The sequence below is a fragment of the Christiangramia sp. 3-2217-3z genome (assembly GCF_051195275.1).
GTDB classification, from domain to species: Bacteria; Bacteroidota; Bacteroidia; order Flavobacteriales; family Flavobacteriaceae; genus Christiangramia; species Christiangramia marina.
In genome coordinates, this window is sequence record NZ_JBNJLI010000007.1 from 29,048 (window position 1) to 55,879 (window position 26,832).

General features: G+C 34.9%; 34 protein-coding genes and 3 pseudogenes. 13 read left to right on the plus strand and 24 right to left on the minus strand.

From position 1 onward, the window contains the following. Window positions 1-91 precede the first annotated feature (91 nt). From ACSHZO_RS12510 to ACSHZO_RS12565, 12 genes are all read right to left on the minus strand, one after another. Window positions 92-412, minus strand: coding sequence for a four-helix bundle copper-binding protein (locus ACSHZO_RS12510; RefSeq protein ID WP_083645398.1), 321 nt, complete (start codon window positions 410-412; stop codon window positions 92-94). 115 nt (window positions 413-527) lie between these two features. Then, a complete protein-coding gene (locus tag ACSHZO_RS12515; RefSeq protein ID WP_298247808.1) occupies window positions 528-1,532 on the minus strand; it encodes a potassium channel family protein in 1,005 nt (334 codons plus the stop codon). 149 nt (window positions 1,533-1,681) lie between these two features. Continuing rightward, a complete protein-coding gene (locus tag ACSHZO_RS12520) occupies window positions 1,682-1,813 on the minus strand; it encodes a hypothetical protein (protein ID WP_298247807.1) in 132 nt (43 codons plus the stop codon). A gap of 139 nt (window positions 1,814-1,952) precedes the next feature. Then, window positions 1,953-2,210, minus strand: a complete 258-nt coding sequence (locus ACSHZO_RS12525) for a hypothetical protein (RefSeq protein ID WP_298247806.1) — start codon at window positions 2,208-2,210, stop codon at window positions 1,953-1,955. A gap of 16 nt (window positions 2,211-2,226) precedes the next feature. After that, on the minus strand, window positions 2,227-2,364 hold the full coding sequence (locus ACSHZO_RS12530; RefSeq protein ID WP_298247805.1) for a hypothetical protein: 138 nt from the start codon (window positions 2,362-2,364) through the stop codon (window positions 2,227-2,229). A 152-nt stretch (window positions 2,365-2,516) separates the two neighbouring features. After that, window positions 2,517-2,969: a heme-binding domain-containing protein gene (locus tag ACSHZO_RS12535; protein ID WP_156284523.1), complete on the minus strand. Its 453-nt coding sequence runs from the start codon at window positions 2,967-2,969 to the stop codon at window positions 2,517-2,519. Continuing rightward, window positions 2,970-3,560: a DUF3347 domain-containing protein gene (locus ACSHZO_RS12540; RefSeq protein WP_298247804.1), complete on the minus strand. Its 591-nt coding sequence runs from the start codon at window positions 3,558-3,560 to the stop codon at window positions 2,970-2,972. Window positions 3,561-3,685: 125 nt separating this feature from the next. Next, the gene (locus ACSHZO_RS12545) at window positions 3,686-6,028 is read right to left on the minus strand and encodes a multicopper oxidase domain-containing protein (protein WP_298247803.1); all 2,343 of its coding nucleotides are present in this window, start codon (window positions 6,026-6,028) and stop codon (window positions 3,686-3,688) included. 11 nt (window positions 6,029-6,039) lie between these two features. Beyond that, entirely contained in the window at window positions 6,040-6,534 is a 495-nt protein-coding gene (locus tag ACSHZO_RS12550) for a DUF305 domain-containing protein (protein WP_298247802.1), read from the minus strand. Between the two features lie 31 nt (window positions 6,535-6,565). After that, entirely contained in the window at window positions 6,566-7,111 is a 546-nt protein-coding gene (locus tag ACSHZO_RS12555; protein ID WP_051199762.1) for a DUF3347 domain-containing protein, read from the minus strand. Between the two features lie 351 nt (window positions 7,112-7,462). Further along, window positions 7,463-8,794 carry a tyrosine-type recombinase/integrase gene (locus tag ACSHZO_RS12560; RefSeq protein WP_298247801.1) on the minus strand — a complete coding sequence of 444 codons (1,332 nt, stop codon included), beginning with the start codon at window positions 8,792-8,794 and terminating at the stop codon, window positions 7,463-7,465. Window positions 8,795-9,462: 668 nt separating this feature from the next. Beyond that, window positions 9,463-9,750: a DJ-1/PfpI family protein gene (locus ACSHZO_RS12565; protein WP_435067264.1), complete on the minus strand. Its 288-nt coding sequence runs from the start codon at window positions 9,748-9,750 to the stop codon at window positions 9,463-9,465. Window positions 9,751-10,366: 616 nt separating this feature from the next. Here ACSHZO_RS12565 and ACSHZO_RS12570 point away from each other — a divergent pair. Further along, window positions 10,367-11,332, plus strand: a pseudogene (locus ACSHZO_RS12570) (IS110 family transposase). Window positions 11,333-11,390: 58 nt separating this feature from the next. Here ACSHZO_RS12570 and ACSHZO_RS12575 read toward each other — a convergent pair. Then, window positions 11,391-11,582, minus strand: coding sequence for a hypothetical protein (locus ACSHZO_RS12575; protein WP_298247800.1), 192 nt, complete (start codon window positions 11,580-11,582; stop codon window positions 11,391-11,393). 164 nt (window positions 11,583-11,746) lie between these two features. Between ACSHZO_RS12575 and ACSHZO_RS12580 the strand changes: the two genes are divergently transcribed. The 4 genes from ACSHZO_RS12580 (at window position 11,747) to ACSHZO_RS12595 (ending at window position 14,984) form a co-directional block, all read left to right on the plus strand. Further along, window positions 11,747-11,875: a hypothetical protein gene (locus ACSHZO_RS12580; protein ID WP_298247799.1), complete on the plus strand. Its 129-nt coding sequence runs from the start codon at window positions 11,747-11,749 to the stop codon at window positions 11,873-11,875. Between the two features lie 118 nt (window positions 11,876-11,993). Continuing rightward, window positions 11,994-13,127, plus strand: coding sequence for a low temperature requirement protein A (locus ACSHZO_RS12585; protein WP_298247798.1), 1,134 nt, complete (start codon window positions 11,994-11,996; stop codon window positions 13,125-13,127). A 197-nt stretch (window positions 13,128-13,324) separates the two neighbouring features. Beyond that, window positions 13,325-14,044, plus strand: coding sequence for a putative quinol monooxygenase (locus tag ACSHZO_RS12590; RefSeq protein WP_298247797.1), 720 nt, complete (start codon window positions 13,325-13,327; stop codon window positions 14,042-14,044). A gap of 4 nt (window positions 14,045-14,048) precedes the next feature. Next, on the plus strand, window positions 14,049-14,984 hold the full coding sequence (locus ACSHZO_RS12595; RefSeq protein WP_298247796.1) for a helix-turn-helix domain-containing protein: 936 nt from the start codon (window positions 14,049-14,051) through the stop codon (window positions 14,982-14,984). 52 nt (window positions 14,985-15,036) lie between these two features. Here ACSHZO_RS12595 and ACSHZO_RS12600 read toward each other — a convergent pair whose 3' ends face one another. Next, on the minus strand, window positions 15,037-15,297 hold the full coding sequence (locus ACSHZO_RS12600) for an integrase core domain-containing protein (RefSeq protein ID WP_298247795.1): 261 nt from the start codon (window positions 15,295-15,297) through the stop codon (window positions 15,037-15,039). 124 nt (window positions 15,298-15,421) lie between these two features. Between ACSHZO_RS12600 and ACSHZO_RS12605 the strand changes: the two genes are divergently transcribed. The 4 genes from ACSHZO_RS12605 (at window position 15,422) to ACSHZO_RS12620 (ending at window position 16,400) form a co-directional block, all read left to right on the plus strand. Continuing rightward, the gene (locus tag ACSHZO_RS12605) at window positions 15,422-15,688 is read left to right on the plus strand and encodes a transposase (RefSeq protein WP_298247794.1); all 267 of its coding nucleotides are present in this window, start codon (window positions 15,422-15,424) and stop codon (window positions 15,686-15,688) included. A gap of 67 nt (window positions 15,689-15,755) precedes the next feature. Beyond that, window positions 15,756-16,013 (plus strand): hypothetical protein, encoded by a 258-nt coding sequence (locus ACSHZO_RS12610; RefSeq protein WP_435067217.1) that lies wholly within the window; start codon window positions 15,756-15,758, stop codon window positions 16,011-16,013. Window positions 16,014-16,044: 31 nt separating this feature from the next. Continuing rightward, on the plus strand, window positions 16,045-16,209 hold the full coding sequence (locus ACSHZO_RS12615; RefSeq protein ID WP_298247792.1) for a hypothetical protein: 165 nt from the start codon (window positions 16,045-16,047) through the stop codon (window positions 16,207-16,209). Between the two features lie 68 nt (window positions 16,210-16,277). Beyond that, a complete protein-coding gene (locus ACSHZO_RS12620; protein WP_366941478.1) occupies window positions 16,278-16,400 on the plus strand; it encodes an integrase core domain-containing protein in 123 nt (40 codons plus the stop codon). A 383-nt stretch (window positions 16,401-16,783) separates the two neighbouring features. On the opposite strand, the gene ACSHZO_RS12625 is transcribed toward ACSHZO_RS12620, so the two are convergent. From ACSHZO_RS12625 to ACSHZO_RS12635, 3 genes and pseudogenes are all read right to left on the minus strand, one after another. Further along, window positions 16,784-16,963 (minus strand): hypothetical protein, encoded by a 180-nt coding sequence (locus ACSHZO_RS12625; protein ID WP_298247791.1) that lies wholly within the window; start codon window positions 16,961-16,963, stop codon window positions 16,784-16,786. Beyond that, window positions 16,956-17,630, minus strand: a pseudogene (locus tag ACSHZO_RS12630) (glycosyltransferase family 2 protein); the annotation flags it as partial. The pseudogene ACSHZO_RS12630 and the gene ACSHZO_RS12625, both read right to left, overlap by 8 nt. Before the next feature lie 118 nt (window positions 17,631-17,748). Beyond that, on the minus strand, window positions 17,749-17,931 hold the full coding sequence (locus tag ACSHZO_RS12635) for a glycosyltransferase (protein ID WP_366878422.1): 183 nt from the start codon (window positions 17,929-17,931) through the stop codon (window positions 17,749-17,751). Window positions 17,932-18,317: 386 nt separating this feature from the next. Between ACSHZO_RS12635 and ACSHZO_RS12640 the strand changes: the two genes are divergently transcribed. Beyond that, complete coding sequence (locus ACSHZO_RS12640) at window positions 18,318-19,466, plus strand: zinc-dependent alcohol dehydrogenase (protein WP_298247790.1); 1,149 nt, start codon at window positions 18,318-18,320, stop codon at window positions 19,464-19,466. Window positions 19,467-19,735: 269 nt separating this feature from the next. Here the strand turns inward: ACSHZO_RS12640 and ACSHZO_RS12645 are convergent, their stop codons facing one another. Beyond that, window positions 19,736-20,236: an integrase core domain-containing protein gene (locus tag ACSHZO_RS12645; protein ID WP_366941475.1), complete on the minus strand. Its 501-nt coding sequence runs from the start codon at window positions 20,234-20,236 to the stop codon at window positions 19,736-19,738. Between ACSHZO_RS12645 and ACSHZO_RS12650 the strand changes: the two are divergent. Next, window positions 20,179-20,658: pseudogene (locus ACSHZO_RS12650) on the plus strand (transposase); the annotation flags it as partial. The gene ACSHZO_RS12645 and the pseudogene ACSHZO_RS12650 overlap by 58 nt on opposite strands. 52 nt (window positions 20,659-20,710) lie before the next feature. Here the strand turns inward: ACSHZO_RS12650 and ACSHZO_RS12655 are convergent. Continuing rightward, on the minus strand, window positions 20,711-21,586 hold the full coding sequence (locus tag ACSHZO_RS12655; RefSeq protein WP_298247789.1) for an AraC family transcriptional regulator: 876 nt from the start codon (window positions 21,584-21,586) through the stop codon (window positions 20,711-20,713). Window positions 21,587-21,780: 194 nt separating this feature from the next. Here ACSHZO_RS12655 and ACSHZO_RS12660 point away from each other — a divergent pair, with 194 nt between their 5' ends. Together ACSHZO_RS12660 and ACSHZO_RS12665 are read left to right on the plus strand one after the other, a co-directional pair. Continuing rightward, window positions 21,781-22,023: a DUF983 domain-containing protein gene (locus ACSHZO_RS12660; protein WP_298247788.1), complete on the plus strand. Its 243-nt coding sequence runs from the start codon at window positions 21,781-21,783 to the stop codon at window positions 22,021-22,023. Window positions 22,024-22,292: 269 nt separating this feature from the next. Then, window positions 22,293-22,442: a transposase gene (locus ACSHZO_RS12665; RefSeq protein ID WP_298247787.1), complete on the plus strand. Its 150-nt coding sequence runs from the start codon at window positions 22,293-22,295 to the stop codon at window positions 22,440-22,442. 44 nt (window positions 22,443-22,486) lie between these two features. Here the strand turns inward: ACSHZO_RS12665 and ACSHZO_RS12670 are convergent, their stop codons facing one another. From ACSHZO_RS12670 to ACSHZO_RS12690, 5 genes are all read right to left on the minus strand, one after another. Continuing rightward, window positions 22,487-23,194, minus strand: coding sequence for a TVP38/TMEM64 family protein (locus ACSHZO_RS12670; RefSeq protein WP_298247786.1), 708 nt, complete (start codon window positions 23,192-23,194; stop codon window positions 22,487-22,489). A 3-nt stretch (window positions 23,195-23,197) separates the two neighbouring features. Then, entirely contained in the window at window positions 23,198-24,052 is an 855-nt protein-coding gene (locus ACSHZO_RS12675) for an SdiA-regulated domain-containing protein (protein WP_298247785.1), read from the minus strand. 15 nt (window positions 24,053-24,067) lie between these two features. After that, window positions 24,068-24,514, minus strand: coding sequence for a hypothetical protein (locus ACSHZO_RS12680; RefSeq protein WP_298247784.1), 447 nt, complete (start codon window positions 24,512-24,514; stop codon window positions 24,068-24,070). Window positions 24,515-24,696: 182 nt separating this feature from the next. Continuing rightward, window positions 24,697-25,965, minus strand: a complete 1,269-nt coding sequence (locus ACSHZO_RS12685) for a sensor histidine kinase (protein WP_298247783.1) — start codon at window positions 25,963-25,965, stop codon at window positions 24,697-24,699. Beyond that, window positions 25,962-26,639, minus strand: coding sequence for a response regulator transcription factor (locus ACSHZO_RS12690; protein ID WP_298247782.1), 678 nt, complete (start codon window positions 26,637-26,639; stop codon window positions 25,962-25,964). The genes ACSHZO_RS12685 and ACSHZO_RS12690 overlap by 4 nt, the downstream gene beginning before the upstream one ends. Window positions 26,640-26,832 lie beyond the last annotated feature (193 nt).

Consider the following 26,832-nt stretch of genomic DNA (forward strand, 5'->3'; position numbering starts at 1 on the left):
GTGATGAAAGAAAGAAATTTCGATTTGATTTAAATCTAGTGAATTAAAAAACGCCTGAAATTAATAGATTAAATCTCAGGCGGTAATACTATTAGGCTGTATAAGCCTCACACGCACTTACGCACTCTCTACAGGCCTTTGCGCAATCTTTACAATGTTGATGATCATGCTTTTCACATTCATCCGCACAAGCCTGACAAAGCTTTTTACAATAATCTACCAGATCCTGAACATCATCATACTTAGTTGCTAAGATCTGACTTAAAGAAGAGCAAGCTTCTGCACATACCCTATCCAGTCTTATACAATCTTTCATCATTTTAACATTATCTTCATCCAGACATGCATCTGCACAATAATTACAATGATTAATACAATTTCCTAAAGCCTTAATTAATTTTTCATTTCTCATAATATATTAATTTATTGTTTATTCATCTAAAATAAGTATGAATCTTGAAATTCGCTTATAGAATTATGCTAAGACCTTTCAGTTTTAAATGATTTTAACTTTGAGATGTTGATAATTAGGAATTTTTTATATCCACCAATTCCCAGTTCCAGCCATCCTGTTGTACCAGTGTCATAAAAGTTCGCCTGTTGTGTTCTATTTCGCCTGAAAAACCATTTTTACTTAGATTGATAATTAGTTTTGCATCTAAAAGCTTCTTGATACTCGGAACGGGAGGTGCTGATGGTTCCACAGTCATATGGGTAACTTCAGAAAGTACCTCAAAATAATTTTCATAGGCGATTAACAGTGGTTTGATCTTCTGAAATTCCGGTCTTTTATCTTTGTCTATCTGGTTTGAAATGATCAATAAAGCTTCGTAAAGTCTTGCCAGCTGAAGGATAATCGCGTTTTTCTCTTTGTTATTATGGAAATAATGAATTACCGGGTAAGCACGATGTTGCTGACTGTATTTGATAATAGAATCTGATAAAGCATCTACTTTACTGATAAGTGGTTCAAAATTCTTCCCATTCCAAGATGTAAGAACAATTTCCTCAGGGCTGCTTCCAAGCGTACCCAACGTTATACCAAGTTTGCGCTGATCTATTACCGCAGACAATACCGGTATAAAATAAGTGACAGACATGGTGAGTAGAATAAGTCCCGTAAATGAATAAATACTCGTCAATACTCTCCATATATCCCCGGAAGGCACATAATCCCCCATTCCCAGGGTTGAAAGCGTAAAACCGCTATAGTATATAATTTGCCAGATATTGGCCGCAACTTTAGTAGTGCTATCTATAATAGCTCCAGGCTGAGAGTAAAGAATACAAACCAGACTCAGCCACAGGCACATCACCCAAATAAGTACAATGGCAATCAGTAAGAAATATCCTGCATGTGCCAGAATTTTAGACTTCCCGTTCTTACCTGAAAGAAAAAGAAAAAGCTTCCAGAAGAAATGAGAATACCTGCTAGTTAACCAACCTCCTCCTTGCATGGACAACGTCGTTTGAAGTATATCCAGTACTGTAGCTATATAAATAATGAGCCCTAAAGCCAGAAATATTGCCATATCATTAATTATTACTCAAATCGTTTTAAATAGAATTTAATCCTGTCAATATAAATTACACTAGTAACGGTTAACTTTTAAGTATAGTTATTTTGTAAACCCATATCTAACCATGTTTAGTAAATGATATAAGTAGGAAAATACAGGTTTTAATGTCCATGACCTTCAGATTCGAGATATTCACCTTGAGGTCCCACTCCTTCTATATATACCAGCTGGGAACCATAATGTCCTGCTTCTGAAACCGAATAGGCTGCAAATCCCAGAACAAGGAAGACCAATATTTCAAAAATCTTATTTTCCCTTAAAAGAAAAAGACTTCCCAGTTTTAAAACAGCCCCTAAAGCACTCGCATAGATGGTCCATTCAGCATACCTATCATGTTGTTCAAGTACTTTTTTAGCAGTCTCGGTAAGACCTTCAGTGTGTGGATGTACAAATGTTCCGGCGACATAAGATCTTTAAAAAAATAGACCAGTTTCCCGTCGTGTAGTGACATTCATCAAGGCCTACAGCTTCCGAACCCTGGACTGGAGAAAAAGTATCAGGAACTGTATCTTCCAATGTTGCTTCGACATTATTTAAAGAGACTGAATTAAGGTCTTTCACAAAGGCATTGGAAAAGTTTACAAAAAAGACCAGAAGTAATGTGGTGAATAATAATTGTTTAGTTCTCATTTTTTATGGTTTTAAATTAGTTCTCATATAACTGAAGTAACAAAGCTCCTATGATTATAATTACAATGATCCCAAAGATTAAAAAGTTGAACCATTTTTTAAAGCCATTCCCTCTTTGTCCTTTTTCATTTCCAGTCTTGCAACAATCTTTCATCTAATTTTTTATTGTGCCTGAAGAGGGAAGGGTTTTTTTAGTAAATAATATATAACACCCTTCCCTACAGGACTTTAAACACCAAATACCAGAAATTTCAACTAACCAATCAAACAATTATAAAAATTATTCTTTCTGATATTGGGTTTTATTTATAATTCACTTTTAAGGCCGGTTATATAATTTATAATCTCTAACTTATCTTGGCTTGAAAGTTTCGCATCCCCATGCATCAGGGTATAAGAATCCAATGGCATCTCACCATCTTCAATCTGGCTTATAATAGATCTCAACTTGCTGTTCTTTCTGCGATCTGAATAATCACCCCATTCATTAAAATTAAGTTCTGCCTTTCCCTCTCTAATATGGTCCTCCAGGAACCAGGCCACCGGCTGTATTTTATTATACCAGGGATATTCAGTATTATTACTGTGGCAGTCATAGCAGGATACCTGTATCTTATTCTGTATTTTTTCAGGCACCGTGTTGACCAACATAAAATCTGCACGGGACACTTCTTCACTTTGATTGCGTTCTATCGGAAAAAATTGTATTACAACCAATGAGACCAAAAAAAACCAGCCTATGAACTTAATTACTTTCAATTAATTGATCTCTTTTTGAATTTTTCCGCAGTCCATCATTTTACTTCCGAAATACGGGTTTTTAATTTCTTTAGTAGCACTTAACCATTGAGCTCCTTTATTATCGTTATACATTGGGCAAAAATCCTGATATAACTTTTTATCGGTTCCGGTTATGGCAATCATATCTATAACATCCTTGCTCAAAATATCGAAATGTTCCCGTTGGTGGTCAATGGCGCTTTCTGCAATATGTTCTGCATGCTCCTTTGCATCTTCAATGATGTCCGTTAACTCCTGCTGTTCCTCTGAAGAATAATTGCTTTGGTCAAAATCCTCGAACTCACCGACCAATTTGCCTCCAGCCTGGGCGGCTGCTTCCTGATCATCTGCCACCAGGGCACTTTTTATCTGCAGGTAGTTATCGATAATAGCATTTGTAGCATTATTACCTGCATTCTCGGCCATCATTTTTCCGGAGTCTTCCTGATACATTTCACCGGACATCGGTTCAGAAGCGTCCTTTTCCTGATTCGTGTCCTTACAAGACATTGCGGTTAGTGTCACCATTACCATAAGGTAAATTTTTATTGTCATTCTTACTTTTTTCATTTTGATTTAATTTAATTTATAGTGAAAGTTTTAATCTGTTCTATTTTGCGATAATTGTAAAATTCACTGAACATACTTCTTAATCCTAACTGTGTGTTTTTTACATTGTTATTTGATTTAAATTATTAAAATCTTAGTGAAAGTCCGCCTCCGGCACCAAATCTATTGTCGTAACTTCCCATTAATGAAAAGTTCTTACCAAGAAAATATTCCAGCCCGGCTCTCCATACCTGCTCATCTTCAAAATCTTTTCCTGGTTCAAGATCATTGACCCAGCCAAAATCGGCTTGAAATTCATATTCCCCAAACACTACCAGTCTCGGGAAAATCATTATTTCCCTGGCAAGGCTAATTTGGGGCCTCAATTTATTATCTACACGAAGGTCTAAAGCAAACATATATGGAGTAAAATACCTAATACCTCCAATGGCGGTGGTACTGAGTTCTTCCATGCTGTTTTCCATTTCATTTTCAATATTTACACCGGAAAACAATCGTACCCAGTCGTTTAGATAATATTCATAGGTAAATTCCGCTTCTATATTTTCGTTCCAGCCGTATTCTGCCAAAACGGTAAATTGGTTTCTAATATTGGAACTCACTACATTTAACTCCGTCATATGTGAAGCGGCATCTAACATTCCCCAGGTATAAAATTTATTGGTTTCATTTATAAGCTTACTTACTGGATAGCGTTTCATTCGCTCATCCCTTTTGGTATCATAACTTACTACTCTCGCCATTCCGGAATCTAAATGATACAAAATATGGCAATGGAAAAACCAGTCGCCATACTCATTCCCATAGAATTCAATAGTCACTTCTTGCATGGGCGGCACATTTACCGTGTGCTTTAAAGGAGAATATTCCCCATTTTCGTTTATTACCCTAAAAAAATGGCCATGCAGGTGCATAGGGTGGTGCATCATAGTAAGGTTGTTAAAAGTAATACGGGTTACCTCATCTCCTTTTATCTTTATTTTATCGGCTGCAGACAGTGGAACACCATTTAAACTCCAAATATAACGGTTCATATTTCCAGTTAAATTCAGTAAAACATTGGTGACCGGGATGCTATCGTTAAAAGCCGTCTTTTCTGGCGATTTAAGGTAATCGTAATTATATTCCGAAAATAGATCCATTCCCTGCATATCTTCCATTTCCCCCTTTTTCATATCCATCCCGTTCATTTCGTCATCCTTCATGGCCATCCCATTCATCCTTTTATCCTTCACACCCATTCCTCCCATTACAGAATCTTTTTTCATATTCATTTTAGAGTGGTCCATTCCTCCCATCTTCATATCATCCATCTGCATTCCCCATTTTTCCTTTAGCTCATATGGATCTGGATCTCCAGGGTTAAATTGTAAAGCAGGCGCGCCCATCTTCATCTTCATTTTTGCCATTTTTTGCATCATTCCAATTTTATCTGGCTTTGGCACATTAGGAGCAGGGAGTATTCTTCCTTCGCCAAGAAACGCTGAAGCTGTTCCAGAACCATCCTGAGCCATGATTTTAAATTCCACTTTACCTTCATCCGGAATGGTTACAATAAAATCATAGGTTTCTGCAACTGCTATAAAAGTTTTGTTTCTTTTGAGCGGAACAATATCCTTTCCATCAGCCGATACTAATGTGGGAGTTTCCCCGCCAAAGGTCATCCAGAATGAAGTGGAGGCGGAACCGTCAATAATACGCATCCTTACTTTTTCACCTGGTTTAAAATCTGGATATTCAATTTTCTCTTCACCGTTAATCAAAAAGGCAGGGTAATAAATATCAGCAATATCAGCCCCTTCCATTCGTTGCCTCCAGAAATCTAATTGTGCTCCCAATGCTCCTCGTTTTATTACCTGATTTAGTGGTGTCGCAGTTCCTTTTTTAATGTTATACCATTCCGTTCCCCTTTTTAGGAATCTTAAAACATCCTTAGGTTTTTCATTAGTCCAATCTGAAAGTACCAGCACCAGTTCTTTATCATAATTCAGCGCTTTTCCTTTTGGATGGATCATAAGCGCACCGTAAACGCCACTTTGTTCCTGTAGCATGGTATGGGAATGATACCAATAGGTTCCATGCTGTTTAATCTCAAATTCATACTTGAAGGTTGTACCCGGTTTTATTGGTGGAGTAGTAAGGTAGGGCACCCCATCAAAAAAATTGGGCAGCAACATTCCATGCCAATGGATAGAAGTCTCTACATCCATTTTATTCTCTACATAAATTACCGCGTATTCCCCTTCAGTAAATTCTAATACAGGACCAGGAATTCCCCCATTAATGGTCATCCCCATGGTCTCTTTACCCTTGGATTTAACAACCATTTCCTGATCTATAGTTATTTTGTATTCACGCACCGGTAAATTATTCATATTTCCTTCTACCGACGCCTCTAATTCTTCTTGGCTGTAGCCTGAAAAACCTAAAAATATCAGGAGAATTAGAAAATAATTTTTCAATTTCATAGCTTTTTATATTATTTATTTTCGTTCTCCAAACGATAAATGATCTTCTTCATCTGGGCGATTTCCCTTTTCTGAGCCTCAATAATTTCTTCGGCCAGTTTCTTGGTTTCAGGATCTTCTATATCTGCCCGTTTACTGGTCAATATCGCTATAGAGTGATGGGGAATCATCGCCTTCATATATAAAACATCGCCAATAATAGGTCTTTGCGCCCTTACCAAACCCAAGGCTGAAACAAATAACACGAGGCTACCGATATAAATAGCGATATTCTTCTTCTTACTTTTATACATTTTCAGCATAAGAGATAACATGATTACTGCCATAGCTGCTATTCCCAGACAGGTCATATAGAAGCGGGTTAAACTAAAGTACACATGATCATATTCATAAGTATTAAGATACATCGTGATATACATGGCTACGAAAGACAAGCCGAGCATTAGGAAAAATCGACCATAATTACTTCCACCAGACTTGTGGTTATTGTTGTTTTCTGAATTCATAAAATTAGGTTTTACAGTTAATTGGGAAATTTTACTTTTTTATAGTCTTCTTTACGGAGCCGCAGTTGAGCATTTTATCACCGAAATATGGATTTTTAATTTCCTCAACGTCAGCATACCAGTACGCACCACCATTATTGAAAGCCATAGGGCAGAATTTCTTGTAAATAGTCCCACCGGATAGTGCTTCCTCAAACATTGGCCCAGCCAATTCTGTAAAGTTTGAAAATAACCTTCTCTGCTCCTCAATATCGTCAGTGTCTCCCAATTGCTCAGCGATAGATTTTAATTCTGCACGCTCTTCTGAGAAAGAATCGGCCATACTTTTCGCTGCATCTTGTGCCTCTCCGGCATCGCCATTGGTAAGTGCCATTTTAATTTCCAGGTAGTTATTCCAGATTTTCCCTGTCATGCCATCTATAAAATCCTGGTCAGCAACATCTGCGGCTTTTTCTTCATTTTTTTTCACTTCCTGAGGCGTGTTTACTTCAACAGATTGAGTTTCTTTTTTATCCACACAGGAAGCTAATAGTAAAACTAGTAAGGGAGCAATTCCCAACTTAAAGATAAATCTCATAATATTAATGGTTTGGTTAATTAATTAGATTGATTTTTTTACACCTCTATTTACTTTAATAAATTAAAAATTGTAGTATTCGTTATAATTCATAGATCTACATATTTTCAACATTCAATTCTTAACATCGATTGAATAGAGAGAGATAATTTTTTTTTTTTTAACTAAAGTTTAATTAAAGTGAGCTTGCTTCTCAGGAATAGCAAAATTAGAAATTGAAGAAATCAATTTCTTATGTTTTTATGGGAAAAACTTTCACAATTGAGTTTATCTAACAAAAAAGTGACATTTTATAAGAAATGAGTTATAGATTCTATCAGGAGAAGGAATAATAAATTTCAAATTACCAAATCAAAAATTGATAACACTATCCAAAGCTTCATCAGCATCCCTATGGATAAAATTTGCCTGATAATTTAAAGTGGTTTTTAAATCACTATGGCGATATAACTTCTGTAACATTAAAGGATGGATTCTGTCTCCGGCAATATTTCCAAAACTATGTCTTGCAATGTGATTGGATAAATTCTTTTCGATTTCACACTCAGCAGCTAACAACTTCAAATATTTATTTAACTGTTTCGTCGTGTTTTTTGTTTTTCTATAAAGATCTTCTGGATCTTTAGGATCTACATTCTCAAGAAAAGGAAATACATATCCTTTATTAGATCTTTTAAAACTTTTATAATGTCCAAGTATGACTTTAGCTTTTTCTGGAATCTTTAGGCTTAATGGTTTCTCGTTCTTATGCATTACGTAATAAAGACGATCATCTTTAAAATCAGACCACTTTAACTTAAGAATGTCGGATATACGTATCCCCGCGAAGTAAAAAGCAACTAACCATATGTTTTTAGTATGCCAAATAATTGAATTAGCTTCCAGTTTAAGCAATTCTATGCGTTCAATTTCTTTCTTGTTTAAACCAACTTTATTCCCAGAGGTCAGCTTTATTTTTTCTTTATCACCAGCGAAAGGATAATATTTGGGATCTACAACTTCTTCTTTTATTGCAATATTAAACAAGGTTCTAATAAATATAAGTTGATTTGTAATGGTTCTAGTCTTTTGTCCCAGGTAAGCCGCGCAAAAGGTTTTATATCGTTCGATAAATGACTTATCGATATCTTGAAAAGTTAAACGATTATTGAGTTTAAAATAAGAAACCCCATCCAGAAAAGAATTAGCTGAACGCCTAGCATTACTAATACGATCATTTCTTCTCTGTTTTATAGCTTTTATGACCTTTTGCCGCGGGCTTGTTCTATTTAAATTTAAAAACTCTTCAATATTAAACAGAATGGATAATTCAGATTTGGCTACTGAATAAGTTTTTCGATCGTATTTTTGTTCAATTCTTTCTGTAGCTAAAAGGAAAAATGATTTTCTAATCTTAGTTCCTACTAATTTTTTCTTTATCTCTTTAATTGATATCCTATCCTCATTCTGAAAAGAAATATTAGTAGCCTCTGTCAATTTTTTCCTTAAAAAATTATTAAGACGTTGAGAGTTTTGATGGCTTCTCTTTACCATACCACTTTCCTTATCCCAATCTTTTTCCAAAACATACTGTCCTAGAAAACTATAATTAGTAGCATAATTTTCACTTATTCTAAGTGCTAAAGGCGCTGTACCATCTTTCCGTTCTTTATTCTTTCTTCTTACTACTTTTATAGATGCCATAACAACAATGTTTCTTCTAATAAAGATAACGGAAACATTCTAAAAATGGGTACAGAATAGGTACAGAATAATTTAATTTTAAATGATATTATTTAATATCATTTAAAATTAAAAAACACATAAACAGCTAATTACCAGTATATTTGATATATTTCGATATAATAATTTTTAGGTTCATAACCCGGAGGTCCCGAGTTCAAATCTCGGTCTCGCTACAAGTAAAATCAAGGCTTTCGAGAAATCGGAAGCCTTTTGTTTTTAGGCTTAGTACAGAATAGCTATATTTTCTTTTCCAAATTTTAAAATAATACCATCTAATTTTATTTGGGATTAGAAAAAATTTTTAATAATAATTTTGCTTTTCATAAAGTATATCTTCCTTTAAAATTACTGCCTCCCTCCTATTATATGCAAGAATACGATCTACAGTGCTTTTATCTAATTTGCTGCGCCATCCCCTATTCCTTCCAATTTTGTAATCTGTCGAGATATAAATATGATTCCACAAATTTTCTATGTTCAGGACTTGTCATTATCTCAACTAAATTTAATGCTGAAATGTAACTTGCTAAATTTCCATTTGACGATAAAAACTTCCCATCTTTTACATAGGTTACCAAACTGTCATTTTGTACTTTAAGTTCTGGATAATCTTTTTGAAGCTGTTCTCATCCTCCGATCCAAGTCACAATTTTGTGTCCATTCGCAATTCCTGACTCACCAATTAATTGAGCGCCTGCACAATTGCTAACTGTGTATTTAGTTTCATTATTTTTCTGCTTTATAAAGTTTACGATTTTCTCGTTGTGAACTTGAGCATACATATCATATGCACTTGGAACAAGTAAAGCTTCTAATTTTGGACAATTTTCGAAAGTATAGTCTGGTAGTATTCTGATTCCTTCTTCTGTTGTTATTGGGTTTTCAGTTTCAGCTATTGTTATGACATTGAAAATTTGTTCTCAATCTTGTGTTGGTTTTGCAAAAACGTCTGAAGTTGCTATTACTTCGCTTTGTAAAACACCATTATACATAAAAAGCCCAATTAGTAGGCAATTCTTTATTAAATGACTTTAAATGCTTTGTAAGCGTGTCAGAATTTATTTGTTTTTGATTTACTTTTTCGTTCTTGGATTTAGATTTTTCTGAGTTGCAACTAATCAAAATTGTGGTGAAAAGTAGGATAATTACATAACCAATATTTTTCATTTCTTGAACTTTCTTACAAATATCGGAATTTTCTGCATTGTGTTCAAAGGTCTCGCCAACTGGCGAAATAAAGGACGCGGATTTGTCAACTTAGGATTGGTTTGTTGGTCAAGTAAATTATTTTCTTATCAACGCTGCCGCTTATTGGCGATGAACCGTCTAAAGTTTAATTTTTCTAAATTTTGATAGTTAATCAGAAAGAACCAAAGAGAGAAGATTGAATGAACCGTGGTAACTCGTAATTCCGTCAACAATGATAATCCCCTCTCATTTCTACTTTAATAACGCTCAAGTTCTGTGAGACCTGGATCTCGTTTTTAAGTCGATGAAAACCAAAGTAGCTGTTCTTTCAATCAATCTGTTATGGATAAAATTAAACATTTCTATGGAGTAGACATTAGCAAATCATTTTTTGATGTGGTTAGTCAGGATGGTAAGCATGATCAATTTGCTAATGATATAAAAGGCTTTAAAGGCTTACTGAAGTTTATTAAGAAAGACAGCCTGGTAGTTATGGAAGCCACTGGCTACTATCATTACAGATTAGCCCAGTATCTACATGAGAAAGGTATCACGGTATCGGTCGTGAATCCACTTTCGGTAAAGCGCTTTATCCAGCTGAAACTCTCTAAGATCAAAACCGATAAGAACGAAGCAAAGGCGATTTGTGAATAGGCTAAGGCTAATGATGTTCCTTTGTACACGGCAAGTGACAAGAGCCAGGCCGAGGCTCTTCAATTAATTCGTCTGATAGATATCTACACTAACCAGAGTACATCTCTAAAGAATAAGCTTCATGGAGAAAAGGTTCTGGGTAAACCTTCAAAAGTTGTTTATCACTCGCTAAACCGATCACTCAAAGTAGTACAAAACGAAATAAAAACTCTGGAAGCTAGACTAACAGAGATAGTTAAGGATGAGCAGCAAAAACAACTGACACTCCTTAAAAGTATTCCGGGAATGGGAAAGAAGACGGCGATGTTGTTAATTGTGCTTACATACGGATTCACCAGCTTTGAGAATGCCAGGCAGCTATGTTGTTTTACTGGACTTACTCCGACGATCAGACAGTCCGGAACCAGTGTAAGAGGACGCAGTAGAATTAGTAAGGTAGGCAATCGAAAGGTTCGGAATCTACTATTTATGTGCAGCTTTACTGCTTGCAAAACCAACAGGGCTTGCAGGGAAATTTATGAGCGCATAGTTGAGAAAGGTAAGAGTAAGAAACTGGCACTAATAGCCGTATGTAATAAGCTTCTAAAACAGGCATTTGCCATCGCCAAATCAGGAAGCTTTTACCAGGAAAATTATATGTCGAAATTAGCTTAAAAGGACTTGGATTTTACCTTAGTTCTTTGTTGTGTGCAGGCTTATTAGTATTAATGTTTTAATTAGGCTTTTTCACATTATTTTGGTAATCCGACAAGCAGCTTGGAAATACTGGTAATAACTTTTGCTTTTGTTCTTCAATTCCAATTTTAATAATCTCGATATATTCCGCTTGAGTGAATTCCGCTTGAATCTTTGCAGTTGAACCTTTACAATACTCTTTAGTCAAATCAGGATATTTTACTGCCATTTCTTTAGAATCTGCTAAACATTTTTCCGTTAATATATTAGCGCTTTCATTTATATAACTTTGGTTTTTCGGTTCAGCCAGTACGGGTTTTATTACCTTACAGGAAAGAATTGGTAGGAGACATTCGAAGAAGCAGGTGGCACGGTGGCGTTATTAATCTAATAATGGATTCAGTAGGTGGAATGGTTGGAATTGCCAATTTTATTTCTAAAGAAGATAAATTAGCAACTATTGATCTTAGAATTGATTATTTACAAGGTGCAAAAGCATTTGATAAGTTGAAGATAGTCTAATACATTTGGGCAATAGACTAATGGCAACAAGTATGCAGGCTTTACACGAAGGTCAATTGGTTGCTGAAGGAAAAGTCGTTTACAATATCATTAAAAGTAAATCCTGAAAATTTAATATTTGGAATATTTTCTAAAACACCGACATGCTACCTGGCTCGAACTATTCTTCGACCTTGTTTTTGTATCCAGCATTGGAGTAGTGACTCATAATCTGGCGCATACTCATAATAACCATTTAACTCCTGAACAGATTTGGCTATTCCCTTTACAATTTATTATAATCTGGTGGATCTGGATCGTACATACCTTATTTTCCAATCGATTCAATCATGATAATAGGACTGAAAGAATCTTTAGTCTTACAATTATGTTCTTGATGATAATCATGTCTGCATTTTTTGGAGATGACCTCTTTCAGAATTATCCTGCCTTTGTCGGTTTTTATGCGGTTATAAAGTTAATATTGGTGTTTTTATTTTTTAGAGCATCTAGTCAAGACCGGCACTCTGTAAGTTATGCTATGAAAAGTGGTTATATAATTCTTTTAGGCACGGGAATTTCAGCTATTTCCGTTTTCATGGAAACCCCCTTAAGGGAAATTATTTTGGTTTCCGGAATTCTAATTGAAATGCTCGGTATTTACCTTGTAAGTACACGGAATTTGGAGAAACCAAAACCAGTCCATCGCGAACATCTGGTAGAACGAATAGGATTGTTTTCAATAATACTTCTGGGAGAATCTATTATAAGTCTTACAGGCACTTTAAGAAGTATCAATTGGGACATTTTAAGTATTGTGGCAGCAGTTACGGGTTTTATTATGATTGGCCTTATTTGGTGGATATATTATGATAGTTTTCCTATCAATGAGCGGATTAAAGCTATGACCAACGGGTTTCCTATGTTGTATTCCCACTTGTTTTTAGCTATGGGTTTTGTGATCTTGGCTAATGTGATTCGACATGCTATTTTAAATGATTTAAATATGAATGAGTTTAGAATTCTGGCGATTACGGGAATGAGTTTTTTTTACATCGGAAAACAAACCGTATATGTTGTTTTTATTCCTCCCTTCCGTAAAAGTATGATAATTAATACACTAGTATGTATTTTTATAACCATAGCATCTACCTTTTTACCAAAAATAGAATATGCGCTTGTTGGAATTACAATAGGTATGCTGTATTACACTTTGGCCAATTTCAAGTTTACCTTAACCAAGGATGTATCTGAGTATGTTTCGAAAGAATAAAAATATATAGGCTTGCGTACAACGTTTATTATATGAAGCGTAGCGCGCGATTGGAAGCTATGATTTCATTTACAGTGTTAGGAGCTTTTTTACATTCTTCATTGTCACTGGAAAATTGTCCATGCTTAAGTTTCTTATCTCCATTCCAAGACCCCTTATTTAGTTCTACATTTGTAGTGTAACAAAAATAAGTCAAAATGAAATTTAAAAGTTTAATCAAATTAAGTAGCCTAGTTCTAATTCTAGGGATAACAATTCAAACATTTCCTCAATCTAAAAAAAGTAATATTATGGACAACACAAAAAATGAAAAAATCGGATTATTAGTAATCATGAAAGCGAAAGAAGGTAAGGAGCAAGAAGTAAAAGAGTTTCTTCTAGGTGGTTTATCAATGGTAAATGCAGAACCAAAAACTGAATCTTGGTTTGCATTTCAAATAGATGAACAAACTTTCGGAATTTATGACACATTTGAAACTGAAGAAGGCAGACAGGCACACTTAAAAGGAGAAGTGGCAAAAGCCTTACTGGCCAATGCTGGAGATCTTTTAGAAGGTTTTGATTCTAGCAGAGATATTAAGACCGTTGATGTTCAAGCAAGTAATCATAAAGCGGGTAATCAGAATAATGGATTGTTAGTGATTATGAAAGCCAAAGAAGGAAAGACATCTGCAGTGGAGGATTTCTTACAAGCGGGCAAGTCATTGGTAAGTTCTGAGCCGGCAACTTTATCTTGGTATGCTTTTAAAATCAATGAAGAAACCTATGCCATTTTCGATACGTTCGCAGATGACGCTGGCAGAGATGCTCATTTATCAGGGAAAGTAGCAGCAGCTTTGAAGGAGAATGCGCCTGTAATTTTGGAAGGCTTTGATGCTTCAGCAATTCAAAAAATTAACATTTTAGCTTCAAAATAAATATTTGATTAAAGGAAGGAGTGCTTTTGGCACTCCTTTCTTATTAAATTTGAATGAGCTAAAAAATAAATTTAGTATGGCCCAAATAATTATAGACAAACAAAACGGGGAACTTGCGTTTAGATTAGAAGAGTTCAACGACCTAAGCCAGTTTGATCATTTACAAAGAAGAAATTATTATTCTATCGTTTTGTTATGTGGAATCAGCTATGAACTAAGCGTTGATTTTCAAAGTTTTGAATTGCAAGGAAATCAAATGATTTGTTTGGCTCCGTATCAACCTTTCATGATACGTTCTGAAGAAAAGTGTCAGGGTTATTTATTGAATTTTCATCCCGATTTTTTTTGTACATATAGACATCAAAACGAAATAGAGACCGAGGGATTCCTTTTTAATAATTTCCATGGTTTACCCTATTTTACTGTAAAGGAGCAAAGCTTATTTCTTAATTTGATTGATCAAATTTCGAAAGAGATGGACAAAGACTCAATCGCTCAGCATGAAGTTCTTGTGGCATTTTTAAAAGTGTTTTTAATAGAAGCGGTCAGACATAAGAAACAATTTGATCAACAATTAACTCCCAGATTGTCAGATTCAAAAACAGAAATTTTACAAAATTTAGTCGATGCAATTGAGAGTAATTATTGCAAATTCCATTCTCCCCAAGAATACGCAGATGAACTATGTGTAAGTCCTAAAACTTTAGCCGGTATCGTCAAGAAATATCTCAATCAAACGACTTCATCCTTAATTTCACATAGGATCATTATTGAGGCGAAACGAGAACTTTATCTAACTTCTAAACCAGTGAAACAAGTTGCTGCTTTTTTAGGTTATGACGATGAATTCTATTTCAGTCGTTTTTTTAAAAAGAAGGTAGGAGTATCACCTGATATTTATCGTAAGACAGTTGGTTTTGCTAAACTAGAGTCAAATTAATGTCTCGTCCTAGAATACGGCTACAGGTTAATCCCGATAACTATCGGGAGATTTACGCTGTTTTTAAATATACCATATTTGGTGTTTGATAGTCTAAAGATAAATGTAATCTTATTTCGTTGTATAGATTAATTGCATTTTTTGTTGCTCTCTTTGCGTGTTGTAGGCTATCAAAGGTCTGGTCGAGATAGAACTCGTCTTTTAGAATTCCGTTTACACGCTCAGCCATAGCATTTTCGTAGCGATGATTTTCTGCTGTCATGTTAATATCGATGTTATTTCTCTTAAAATTTGAGTGTAAACATTGTTGCAATACTGTATACCTCTGTCGGAATGATGAATAAGTCCAGTAGTGTTTTTAGCTTGATATGTAGGCTTCCCCAAAAATAGGACAGTAGTTAATTAGAATATTCTAATTTTAAACAACAACTGTCATTATGACGAAAAGCAAGTTTACGGAGAGCCAAATCATCAAGGCGCTCAAAGAAAATGAACAAGGTAGATTTGTAGGTGATCTATCCAGAGAACTAGGTATTGACAAGAGTACATTTTACTACTGGCGAAAGAAGTACGGTGGAATGGATCGTCAAGAACTAAAACGTCTTAAAGAGCTTGAAAAAGAAAATAAAAAACTCAAACAGATGTACGCTGATGTGATTTTGGACAACAAGATGCTAAAAGACAGCCTATCAAAAAAGTTCTAGGACCTTCCGACAAGCGCAATCGAGCCAAGTACCCGGTCAAATAATATGTTATTCCCGTTGTCAAGGCTTGCCGTGTTGTAGGGCTTACACGATCGATGTGGTACTATCAAAGCAAGAAGGATGTAGCGAGGTTGTCGATAAGCTTACAGAGCTTGCCGAACGATATCCTACCAGAGGCTTTGATGAGTACTACCTGAAGATCCATCGTGAAGGTCTGATATGGAACAGAAAACGTGTTTTGCGAGTCTATCGTGAGATGAAGCTATCGCTGCAGGCACAAGAAGCGTATTATAAAACGCGTACAACAGCCATTAGAGACACCTGATGGGCTGAACGAGTGCTGGAGTATGGATTTTATGAGCGATACCCTTACAGATGGCAGAAAGCTAAGGGTATTCAATATACTTGATGATTGTAACCGAGAAGCACTTGCTGTGGAGGCTGGACTATTCTATCCTGCCAGAGCTCTTGTAGAAACGTTAGAAAACCTAAACAAAGAAATAGGAGAACCAAGTACATAAGATGTGATAACGGTCTAGAGTTTATCTCAAGGACATTCACCAACTGGTGCAATAAAAACTTTATAGAAATCAAATACATACAACCAAGCAGACCTATGCAGAACGGATACATAGAACGGTTAAATAGACATTACAGAGAAGACATATTGGATGCCTATTACTTCGGTGACATCCACCAATTACAAAACTGAGTGATCAATGGAGGCTGGACTATAACTATAACCATCCACATCAATCACTAGGCTAGGAAACAAAAGCCCAATATAACATAAATCAAGATTTGATGAAGAAGTTAACTTATTCATCAAAGAACAACTAAATAAAAACTATTTGTCTAATTTTAAAGTGTCCTAAAAAGGGGAAGCCTACATAATCTCTCTAGAGTTAATTTGATTAAAAAGCCATTCAAATTGGTTTACCGCCGTTTTTACAGTTTCATTTTTATCTAGAAGATACGTATAGCGTTTTGGATGTGTTTCAGTCTTAACTTCATTGTTATCTGCATCCCAATACAATGATTTGGAAATAAATGTAAATCGCCAATCGGAAGCTTTTTTGTTGTAATTTCCTGCAGCTAAAATTCATATCCTTTAAATATTTCAGCAATTATTTCGGTGCTTGATTCTAATTTATCATTTCCGCCTTTACCACTAATTATTAAAACACGTTTGGTTGCTTCAATTTTCGGTAAAAAAACCGAATTCCTATTTTCTGAAGATAAAAAACCGGTATAATGGTTTTTTCTTTTACCCAATCGGGCGTATTGGAACTCTTGCTTTCTTAAAAATAAGTAATTTAACAAGGATAAATAGTAAGTAATGTCCCAAACAAATTTGTATCATAGTTTGCAGTGGTAAACTTTGATTAAAAGCCCTAGAAATAAGCAACAATAAAAGCCCCAAGCTAGGATAACCTAAAAAATTTATCCAAGTACTAAGTTGCACGCCTATGATCAACTTATCATTAAAGCGTAATCTGCTATTGTTAAAAATTTTGATTAAACATTGCATATTGCCGTAAATCCATTGATTACGTTGTTTACATATACTGATAGTGGTAGAAGGTATTAAACCTCTACCTACTATTGTAGGGATATACCGCAGTTTATAACCTTTGGCTCGCAATTTAATTCCTAAATAAGCGTCTTCGGTAACGGAAAAAGATTTCCAACCTCCTACCATATCTAAGGCTTTTACAGAGATTAATGAAAGTGTACCTGTTGGTAGAGCTGTGCCATATTTATTTCCACTATTAGCGTATGTATTAAAGTGATGTTCAAGTTCTTTTACAAGAAAATTTTGCTTCGAAGCATTATAATAAGCTTGAGGGAATTGTACGACTGCTAATTTAGAATTGGTAATATAGCAAATTGCGGTAGATAAACGTGTGCTATCTAACATGTAATCGGCATCAACCGTAAAAACGTATTGCGATGAAGGATGGGATTTTTTCTTTAAAAATCTAACGCGGCTGCCTTGAACCTTTTAAGCTTTTTCTGGTGGAAAAACTTAGCTTTATTATGTGAAGCACAAAATTCTTCTACTGGTTTCCAATTAGCACTTGGGTTGAATTATTATCGAAGACAATAATTTCGAAATTTGAATAAGTCTGATTTAAACAACTCTCAATTACAGGAATTACAATCTCTGGAGGCTCATCACAAATAGGGATATGAATTGAAATAAATGGAGGAGTTTTTTTCTTTTTTAAAGGAGCATACATACGTTTTTTTCTATATGCCAGCCATATCTGACTTATTTATTAGAAGTAGTGAAACCCAAAATTAATAAGTAAAAAAACACAAAAATTGAAGAATCGTACCAATTAAAAATAAACCAACTAAAAATATAATACTATACAGAAAACCTCTCCTCTTAAAAACTTTATTAAGATGATAAAACTAAAGAATGTGAGTAGGTAAAAAGTGCTTTATTCGTAAAACACTTGTCTGTATTACAGACAAGTGTTTTAATTATTTTATGAAAATAGCAAATCGTTTTTGTAATATTCATAAAACTTGTTAAACTTCAATAGTTATTTCATTACAAACTTTTTAACAAAGTATCTTTCGTATATTAATCAATTAATAACTAATTAAATAAATCATTATGAAAGCATTGTGTTACCATGGGAAAGAGGATGTAAGAATTGATAATGTTCCTGACCCTAAGATTGAAGATCCAGGAGATGTTATCATCAAAGTGACTTCTACCGCAATTTGTGGATCCGATCTCCATATTTATGGCGATCTAATGCCTACAATGAAGGATGGTGACATCCTTGGTCACGAGTTTATGGGAGAGGTTGTAGAATTAGGAAAAGATGTCAAAAAATTAAAAAAAGGAGATCGTGTTGTAGTTCCGTTTACGATTGCCTGCGGAAATTGTGATTATTGTGATGATCACAAATATTCTCTTTGTGACAATTCTAACCCGAATGAAGAACTTTGTAGAGAAAATTTAGGACACTCCATTTCCGGGCTATTTGGATTTTCGCATATGTTGGGAGGATTTTCTGGAGGACAGGCTGAGTATGTAAGAATTCCTTATGCAGATTTTGGACCAATTAAAGTTCCGGATTCTTTAAGTGACGAACAAAGTTTATTTCTCTCTGATATTTTCCCAACCGGTTATATGGGAGCTGAAAATGCTGATATTAAACAAGGTGACACCGTTGCAATATGGGGTTGTGGACCAGTAGGCCAATTTGCAATACAAAGTGCTTGGATGCTAGGAGCAAAACGTGTAATTGCTATAGACGTGATTAAAGAACGTCTAGATATGGCTGAGAAACATGGTAAGGCTGAAGTTATTAGAACTGTAGATGCAGATGAAGTATATGCCAAACTGATGGAAATGACAGGTAGCAAGGGCCCTGATTGTTGTATTGATGCGGTTGGTGCAGAAGCTCACGGTACGGAAGGCTTCAATAAAGATCTTGATAAAGCACAGCCAAATGCGTTGGCTCAAATATTTAAATCCTGTAAAAAAGGAGGAAATGTTTCTATACCCGGCGTTTATGTAGGAGAGGTTGATGGTCTACCAATGGGAATAGCAATGAATAAATCCCTTAATTTAAAAATGGGACAAACGCATATGCAACATTACTTAGATCCCCTACTTAAAAAAGTAGAAGAAGGAAAAATAGATCCTTCTTTTATTATCACACACAGAATGAAATTAAGTGAAGCTCCAGAAGCTTACAAGAAATTTAGAAATAAAGAAGATGGTTGTGTGAAAGTGGTTTTGACACCTTAATTTTTTAAAAATAAAATCTTTCATTTATGTATAGAATCCTTTGTAAAATTTTACAAAGGATTCTATACATAGAAATGATTTAATGAAGTCAAGAATTTAAAAATTTGTCATGTGCCAAAATAGGTTGACCTTTTTTTGGTTAATTATTAATTCAAAAGAGTTATTTTTTTTGTTTTTGCGAGAATAAAATTTGTAAAATTTCCTAGCTTTTCTGGGCTTAATTTTCCCACATTTTATTTCCCGCCCTCTGCGTAGTTTTTTCGACAACATCATGCGGTTTTTCTTTTATAAGAAAGATATTTCGTTTCATTATAACTGCAATGAGCTTCTTCTGGAGTTTTGAATTGAAGTGACCAATGCAGTCTTTTTTCATTGTAAATTCTTACAGCTTGAGCAATCATTTTAAAGGCAGTTTCTTTGTTTTTGATGGATTCTTTTAGACCAAATTCATCCTTTAAAATTCCATTTACACGTTCAGCGACAGCGTTTTCATAAGGGTCATATTGTTGGGTAGTGCTTAAAATGAATCCATTTTTTTCGGTATATTCAGAGAAAGCAGAACAGCAATATTGGATTCCCCTGTCTGAATGGTGATTAATTTCTTTTTCGTGATGTATAGCGTTTCTTTTAGCCATTTTTAGTGCGTGGATCACGATTTCTGCAGGCATTTTGTCGGAGTAACTCCAGCCCATAATTTTCTTGGAATAAAAATCGGTCACTAAAGCAAATGGAGAAAGAACTGTTGCAGTTGGAATTAAAGTTGGAGTCATTGATCAGGGAAACGCGGAAGGAGCAACTGGAGCGATTGACCAGTATTCCGGGAATGGGAAAGAAGACGGCAATGTTATTAATCGTACTTACCGATGGATTCACTGGTTTTGAGAATGCCAGGCAACTTTGTTGTTATACCGGTATTACGTCAACGATCAGGCAATCGGGAAGTAGTGTAAGGGGTCGAAGCCGAATCAGCAAGACAGGAAACAGGAAACTCCGGAATCTATTAATCATGTGTCGTTTCACTGCGTGTAAAGCAAATAAGGCCTGTAGGAAACTTTACGAACGAATCGTTGAGCAAGGGAAGAGTAAGAAACTGGCACAAATTGCCGTATGTAATAAACTTCTAAAACAGGCATTTGCCATCGCTAAATCAGGAGCGTATAACCAGGAAAATTATAAATCAAAATTAGCTTAAAAAGACTTGGATTTTACCTTAGTTCTTTGTTGTGCATAGTATCTCACTCAAATTATTCTTTAACATACCTTTTTCTAAATTCTAAAGGAGTCATTGCTGTGTTAGTTTTAAAATATCTTGAAAAATAAGCATAGTCTGTAAACCCCAAGGTCTCAGCAATTGAAAATAATGAACTATTGGAATGAACAATTAATCTTTTGGCTTCTAGAATAACTCTTTCAGAAATCAATTGGCTAGTGGTTTTATTGACTGTTTCCTTTGCGATTCTGTTCAAATGTTTAGTGGTAATGTTCAATTTATCAGCGTAGTATTTAGGTAACTTCTGTTTGTCATAATACTTTTCTATATGTTGTTCAAATTGCTCAAGAATTTTTAAATAATTTGGGTGAGAATAATTGGCTATATCGACATCGGCCGTGTACATTCTGGCCAAGGTAATATAAATGTCATTTATAATATTTACAATTTTCAATTCCCTGAAGGATTTAGAGTCAATATATTCTCTATATAAATTTTGAAATTTGCTATTTACCTCGGGGTCATTTTGAGGAAGATCTAGCAAGGGTGGGTTTTGATAGGAATAATAGAAAGGGAAAGTTCGAAGCTTATGTGCTAAGTAATGCATATCATAAAATTCCTTGGAATGAAAAAATATGAAACCATCTGGTTGAGAATCAAATTTCCAAAAATGCGTTTGTCCAGGTGTTAGAAAGAATATTTTGCCTGGATTTATGTTGTAGGAATTAAAATCAATTTCATGTACACCAGTGCCTTGTGTAAATAATACACACAGATAAAAATTATGGCTATGCGGGGTGAAAATTAATCGCTTGTTAGTCTTAAAGTGTTCCGAAAATGTATTTACGTAGAAGTCATTAAGTAGGCTTGACGATTTAAATTGATCAATATCTAGAACAGTTGTTTTCATTTTAATGTCCTAAAAGTACAAAAATGAGAGTGAAAATTGTATGGGTACTTCTATCTTTGTGCTTTAATTTTACATATTAATATGTGAAGGATTATGATTACAGTCGTAGATGTTATAAAGGGAAAATGTCCTAATTGTAAAAAGGCAGATATTTTTGAAACTAAAGGCAATATTTTTTTATTCCGGATGCCAAAATGAATGAAAGATGTGAGAAATGTAATTTTAAGTTTGAGAAGGAAACAGGATTTTTTTTCGGGGCTATGTTTGTTAGTTATGCTCTAGCAGTGGCTGAAATGATTGCTAGTCTTATCATTTTTTGGGTATTAATCGATCTATCTCCCTTAATAGTATTTCTTATTATTGCTTTTGTAGCATTTATTAGTAGTACTTTTAATTTTAGAGTGTCTAGATCAATTTGGATATATCTTTTCTACTAGTAATTTAATTCGACAAACTCCCAGGATATTATGGCCAACGGTCTCCTTTACTTTGTTTTCATATTTTAAGAGAGAACTAAGGGGAGAACTATGACGGTCTCTACTCAGGCACCATTAATCGTAAGAGTCCCCTTAGCTTCTACTAGTGTTGCGAAGAACTAATTGGAATACCAGGTCTTAGTGGGACCCGTTAGAGGAGATAGTTAACGCAACTTCATTTTAAATCGATTTTAAAGATATGAAAAATTACCAGTTAGCTGTAGGGATCGATGTATCCAAAGGGAGTAGGACGAATACTGGCCTGCCAGTTAATTTATCACACGTGCAACTTTGAACTCTTCAGTAGTTGGCGACAGTTCTCGAGTTATTGTGGTACGTCCCCTTTTGAACATAGTTCAGGAACCAGTGTATGTAAATAATCCCTTACAGTTTAAATGTATTCATCTCAGAACTAAAAACCCTTTTATTTCTTCTTCTTTTTCTTATCCCAGTAAATATAGACTCCAAAGATTACCAGACTTACCAGAGAACCCCACAATAATCCGCTTTTTAAAGCATCTGTACTTTTCCCAATTATTGCAATAAAAACTGTTAGCGGAGCAATCCCAACCAAAGTGGCGCCAATAAAACGCCAATACCCCATTTTTAAAATTCCCCCAACAAAACTAATCGCGTCGTTTGACAGGAATGGGTTTAGCCTTGTAACAATCACTGCCCAAAAGCCGTAATCTTCGAGAAAACCGGCAATCTTCTTTTCAGATTTATGGCCAATTAATTTCTCTACGATCACCGGGCCAAAATATCGCCCTATCCAGTACCCAATAGAAGAAGCGGTAAATATAGACACCAACACGATAAAACTTCCCCAAACAGGGCCATAAGCCAAAATCGAGACCACCATCAGGGCTATGGATGGAATCACCAGTAGAAACATTTGCGCGACCATACAAACAACAAGCAGCAGTGGCCCAAACCAGCCAAATCCATCCACCCAATTCTGGATTTTTTGGTTATCATTACTGGTAAGCACATTCCAGCTTTCATTTAGAAATTCTTGAACGTTGGGTATAAAGAAATAAGAACCAATAATCAGGATCACAATAGAAATTGAAATGTAAAGTGGAGTTTTGCTTTTTTTTACCGAAGCAGTTTCCAGGGAGGTAGTATTCATATTCTATTTATTTTTCAATTCAATTTCCAAAATATTCGCAGGGTCGTTCCCAGCTTCATTAGAAATATAAAGGCTGCCGTCTGGTTTAAAAGTGAGGCCTTCCGGCTGATTAAACTCATCTTCATCAAAGGCATACACATTTTTAAATTTCCCGTCTGCATCCATAATGAGCAATCTGGGATCTTTGGCATCCAGAAGATAGATTTCACCGGTTTTAGGATGGATTTCAATTTCTGAAGGACGGAATTTTTTACTCATTTTCTTTTCAGAATTCTTCAGAAGCTTGTCTTTCATATTTAACTTAAAAACAGGGGTTTTAGCCAGTTCTTTATTTTTTAAATTAAATGCATATACGCCCTTGTAATCGTCGCTATCGCTTTCCTTATCCTTAATAGCAAGCATTAGCCGGTTATTTGATTTATCCAGACAGAGTCCTTCCACATTGTGTGCCTCCGTTAAAAAAGTTTCAAATTTGAAAGTCTTTGGATCCTCGCTATCAAAATTTGAGATTTCAAAAATAGTTCCGTCACTGCTAACAACGTAAGCGGTGTTTCCATTGATGGCAAGGCCTTCGTAATCGCCGGCATCGGCAAAATCTATTCTTTTTTCGATTTCAGATGTTTCAAGATTATAGATAAAGACGATCCCGTCTTCATCCTGGACACACGCAACCCTATTTTCATCCAGCCATTCTATTCCGGAAACTTCATCCAGAATTTTGGGAAGTTCCCATTTAGACTCAATTTTATACTCGTACTTTTTTTCTTTGGAAAGTGTTGCTTTACGATCAAATGAAAAAATCAATCCACCCGCAAAAACAACAACTCCCAGTACGATCAATACAGCTGACTTATTCATGATTTCATTTTATAATTAATCCAAATATTCTATATCAGGATTCACCTCTCCGGAAACATTAAAAACAACCTGCTCATCCTTCAGCGTTCTTTCAAACTCTACCTGATAATAAGTGACCCCGTCAATTATCAAAATTTCAGTATCGTCTATTTCATTAGACTCATAATTTGTGTTGATGATTGCTGTTATCGGCCCTGGCAATTCAGATATTAAAATGTCATATTTATATTTGAGTAAATTCCCATCATTGCTAAGAATGGCGGTGTGGTCTATATTATCAACTTCGAATTCCACTTCGTAATCCTGCTGGAGTTTTTCCCATTCTACATCTGTAGCATCAGGGAATTCACGCTGGAAAGTATTTAATACTACTGAAGGTGTTTCAACATTGGGGCTGTCGTCATTATCACAGGAAATGGACATAGCTGCCAAAATCACTGTCATTAAAATTATTCGTTTCATATTTTTATGATTTACATTTTAAGTTGAAACAAAGATGCAACCCAAAACTGGAAAGAATTTGGAATAGAAAATTATGGCTTGGATACTTCGCCATCCGTAAAATGGACGCTTTGAAAAAATTTAAAAGTGGGAACTGGAAAAAATCAGAAATTCAATTGCTTGAGATAGATTTTAGAAAAGGTTTATTTCTTTGGAAACCCTACTTTAAAAATATGCTTTTCATCAAAGTGATATGACAGCGCGAGGTTATATTCGTCGGCTATGGCTTTTGAGATCGCCAGACCAAGTCCGTTTGAATTTTTGTCGCTTATTTTATAAAGCCGGGTAAATAATTTTTCCTTTTTAAGTTCTTTATTTTCTGAGAAATTGGAAATATTGACTATGCTATTATCAGTTTTAATTTTAATCTTACTTCCGCTTTCACCATGAACAATGGCATTCTTAATGAGGTTGGTGAAAAGAATGATTGCTAGATCCTTGTTCATTTTAAATTCTATCGCTTCCTTTAGATCCATAACCAACTCCATATTCTTATGCCTTGAAAAATCTGAAAAGTCATCCACCAGATTTTCGATAATGGTATTAATAGACACTCTTTCTTCGGCAACAAACTGCTGATTTTCAATTTTACTTAATAGCAATAAAGATTTATTAAATCGGGTTAAACGCTCCAGGTTATTAAGTACCGCAGCGATTTGCTTTAGTTCATCCTCGTTTAGCTCGTTGTTTTCAATATATAATTCCAGTTTATTAATACTAATTGCCAAAGGGGTCTGTAACTCGTGGGAGGCATTTTCAATAAACTGCTTTTGCCCGGTAAAACTATCTTTGGATTTTTGCAATAGCTGCTGAATTTGCTTATTAAGCAAATTGAATTCTTCAATAGAAGTTTTTTCGACCTTTATATTTTCATCTTTTTCAATATTGAAATTTTTAAGCTCACTTATAAGCTTATAAAAAGGGTTCCATACTTCCTTTAGCACAATATTATTCAGAAGAATAATAGAAAATATTAGTCCTAAATATAACCACAGCAGAGAATACAACAGGTCTTCAATAAGATCGTCCTCCTCTACCATGGAGGTAATCACCTTTAACTTATAATATTCCCCATTTTGCTGAAAAACACTTTCCAGTAAGCGTACGGGTTCAAAATCTTCTTCATTCTGCATGTACATCAAGGTGTCGCGATAATTGTCCTTGAGGTTTTGAACATTTTCTAATTCCACTTTATTAATAGTATAATAGCCTTCCCCGAACTCATTTTTCTCTAAAATAGCAGCATCTTCTTTGGCACGACGTATTACTAACATTTTCTGGTTTTCCAGTCCGTCATCCATGCTATCATATATTTCATCCAGCATTTCAAAATAGAATAAAACAGCCCATACTGAAAGGAGGACTAAAAGGATAATTGCAAAATACCTGGTGGTATAATTCAGCAGTTTCATAAGCCCATTAATTTGTACCCAATTCCATAAACGGCTTTAATTTCAATTTCTGCGTTTTGTTCATTCAACTTTTTTCGCAAGTTTTTTATTTGCGAATAGATAAATTCAAAATTATCTGACTGGTCAATATAATCGCCCCAAACATGTTCTGCAAGCGCCGATTTATTAACCAAGCGGTCTTTATTGGTGGCAAGGTACATCAGGATATCAAATTCTTTTCTGTTTAAAGTGATTTCAGTTTTATTAATAGATACCACATGTTTATCCATATCTATAGAAACATTTCCGATTTCTAAAATTTTGGAACCTTCAAATTTTTTTCGTCTTAAAACCGCATTAATCCTAGCATGCAGCTCTGCCATATGAAAAGGTTTAGGCAAATAATCATCGGCACCCAGATCCAGTCCTGTAATTTTATCGTCCAGGGAATCTTTAGCTGAAACTATGATCACACTGTCTGAAATTCCTTTATTTTTTAATTCCTTAAGAATCTGAAGCCCATCCCCATCGGGCAGAGAGATATCCAGTAAAATACAATCGTATTCGTAAGTACCAATTTTCGAAAAAGCTTCCCTGTAACTGCTAGCTGTTTCCACTAAGAACTCTTCTTTTTCTAAAGAATCCTGCATGTTCTCCAACATTTCTTGCTCATCTTCTATAATGAGAATTTTCATATTTCCGTGCTTTAGCGTTAAAAATACAACCGAAAACTAGAAAGATTTAGGAATTTGATATTTTAAATATTCCCAAATTCTTCCAGTTTTGGCGCTTTTATTTGTATCAAAATCAAAAAGCTCGGGGAAAGTCCACGAGATTTGAATTTAAAAATACGAGATAAGCCTCGGGAATCAAACTCCTCAAAAAGGA